At 42.2% G+C, this 2221-nt stretch carries 3 protein-coding genes; 2 read left to right on the top strand and 1 reads right to left on the bottom strand.

Translation table 11 applies throughout. The annotated features are described in order from the left end of the window. A partial coding sequence (locus AB4496_RS15110) for a cobyric acid synthase (protein WP_372131270.1) occupies window positions 1-789 on the bottom strand: 789 nt, incomplete at its 3' end. Between the two features lie 262 nt (window positions 790-1051). Between AB4496_RS15110 and AB4496_RS15105 the strand changes: the two genes are divergently transcribed. Beyond that, window positions 1052-1459: a YgiW/YdeI family stress tolerance OB fold protein gene (locus AB4496_RS15105; protein WP_102249595.1), complete on the top strand. Its 408-nt coding sequence runs from the start codon at window positions 1052-1054 to the stop codon at window positions 1457-1459. A gap of 112 nt (window positions 1460-1571) precedes the next feature. Next, a complete protein-coding gene (locus AB4496_RS15100; RefSeq protein WP_009845348.1) occupies window positions 1572-2096 on the top strand; it encodes a hypothetical protein in 525 nt (174 codons plus the stop codon). Window positions 2097-2221: the final 125 nt, after the last annotated feature.

Genomic DNA, 2221 nt, shown 5'->3' with positions numbered 1-2221 from the left:
GATTCGAGTTAGTACTGGCACTACAACCTTAAGTTTAGCTTCTCCATCAGACTCTTGGGCTGAGGTAATGGCATCTTCCGCTTCTAAGTTAAAACCATGCAGATAAGGCAAAACCCCTATCACAGGCTTACCTGTTTTCTCTTCTAGCCAATCTAAACCAGATTGAAGTAACGCAATATCGCCTCTAAAACGGTTTATCACAAAGCCTCTTACGCGCGCTTGTTCAGATTCAGATAATAGAGCTAATGTGCCGTAGAGGTGTGCAAAAACGCCGCCACGATCAATATCAGCAACGATGATCACTGGGATGTCTGCCTTTTCAGCAAAGCCCATGTTCGCGATATCGTTTTCTCGAAGATTTATCTCTGCGGGACTGCCCGCACCTTCAATCATCACGCTTTGGTATTCTTCAGAAAGTCGATCAAACGAATCGATAACCGAATTCATCGCAACTTTCTTGTAGTCGTGATATCCGGTCGCTTCCATATTCGTCAGTGCTCTTCCTTGTAGAATCACTTGCGCACCCGTATCTGAATTGGGTTTTAGCAATACAGGATTCATATGGACGGTAGGCTCAATATTACAAGCTTGTGCCTGAACCGCTTGAGCACGACCAATTTCGCCACCATCTTTTGTCACTGCGCTATTTAGCGCCATATTTTGAGGCTTAAAAGGTGCCACTTTGATGCCTTTCCTTGCCAAAACACGGCATAAACCTGCCACCAAAACACTTTTTCCGGCATCTGACGTTGTCCCTTGAACCATAAGGGCGTTTAACGGTGATCGCATCTGTACTTAAATCCTTTATTTCTTAATTTTCAATTTATAGCTGTGGGCAATATTTCTCTGCCTCCATCTTAACGTCATTGTCGTGTAGATGCTCAATAAAATGAATGGAAAATGAATGTGTTACTCACTCTGGATTCAACCCCAGTGTTGTTTAATAGCTCCATCGAAACGAAGCTTACAAACAAAATAAGCGCACTCACGAAAAGAAACGTTTCAAATTAAGAAAAACGTTTCTAATAAAAACAACATTAAGGGATTCACCATGAAAAAAACTGTATTAGCTATCGCATCTACTATTATCCTCGCTCCTACTTTCGCAATGGCTAGCGACCATCACAGCGACAGTAATCACAACAATAGCGACAGTAACCACAAGCATCAGAGCGCTATTGCGTACACGGGACCGATTGAAACCGTTTCAGTTGCGACTCTACTAGCAGACACCAGCATGTTCGCAGAGCAAGAAGCAATCGTAGATGGCAAGATTGTTCGTCAACTAAAAAACGATACGTTCGTATTCTCTGATGGTCAGAGTGAAATTCAGATCGAACTGGATGACGATATCCTTCTAGCGCAACCGCTCACCGCAGATACAAAAGTTCGTATATTTGGCGAATACGAAGGTGGTAAAACGCCAGAGATCGAAGTAGATCATATTCAAGTTTTGTAAGATACGAACTCCGTACCGTCGACTTCAAAGACATGATTTATAACAAATGGCCTGCATATTGCAGGCTTTTTTGCATTATAATGCCGAAAAATATAATTAATATGGAGTCACCATGCTAGGTAGCGCAAACAAGACGGTCCTTTTGGGGTTGGTTACACTGTGTTCATTCTCTGCGTATGCAAACAACTTTAACTACAATACATTTGAGCTACGCACAGGTATTAGCCCTAGTACATTTGGTGGCGAAGTCACAACAATGTTCACTCAAAACTCACACTTTGTTGCTCGAATCGATTCTGAATTTGAAGGGGATTGGGATGCGGCTGTAGGTATGGGGTTCAACGGCCCAATTAATCAGTTGGCTGATATTACTGGACAGATGTTACTGCACAACATCGAACGTAATGATGGTAACCACATTAAAACTGAAATCAATATTGGTTTAAGAGCTTGGTTGCTGGCAAACATTGAAGTTAACGCCCGCCTTGGTCAACTCGTCGACAGCGACGACACGAGTTCAATTGTCGGTGTAGGGGCTCGCTTCCACTCAACAGAACAGCTTTCAGTAGGTATAGACCTTCGAAATAACGGTACTTACGGACACCAGTTCTTAATGTCAGCTCGATTTGGCTTTTAAGTCTATTCAACACTTATGATCCATCAGTGATCAAATGTTAAATTCGATTGTTTAAACGGTAACTTAAAGGCTAATAGTCTCGTGACCTATTGGCCTTAATGGCTGATTTTGCAACTAAAAACTAA

It is taken from the genome of Vibrio sp. 10N.222.46.A1 (assembly GCF_041473595.1).
In the GTDB taxonomy this organism is placed as follows: Bacteria; Pseudomonadota; Gammaproteobacteria; order Enterobacterales; family Vibrionaceae; genus Vibrio; species Vibrio tasmaniensis_A.
The sequence above is the reverse complement of the archived record's forward strand: the minus strand, read 5'-3'. Positions and strand labels throughout refer to the sequence as shown.

Excerpts from the sequence above, each read along its gene's own strand:
- AB4496_RS15100 (WP_009845348.1), top strand. The coding sequence starts at position 1,572 with ATGCTAGGTAGCGCAAACAAGACGGTCCTTTTGGGGTTGGTTACACTG.
- AB4496_RS15105 (WP_102249595.1), top strand. The coding sequence starts at position 1,052 with ATGAAAAAAACTGTATTAGCTATCGCATCTACTATTATCCTCGCTCCT.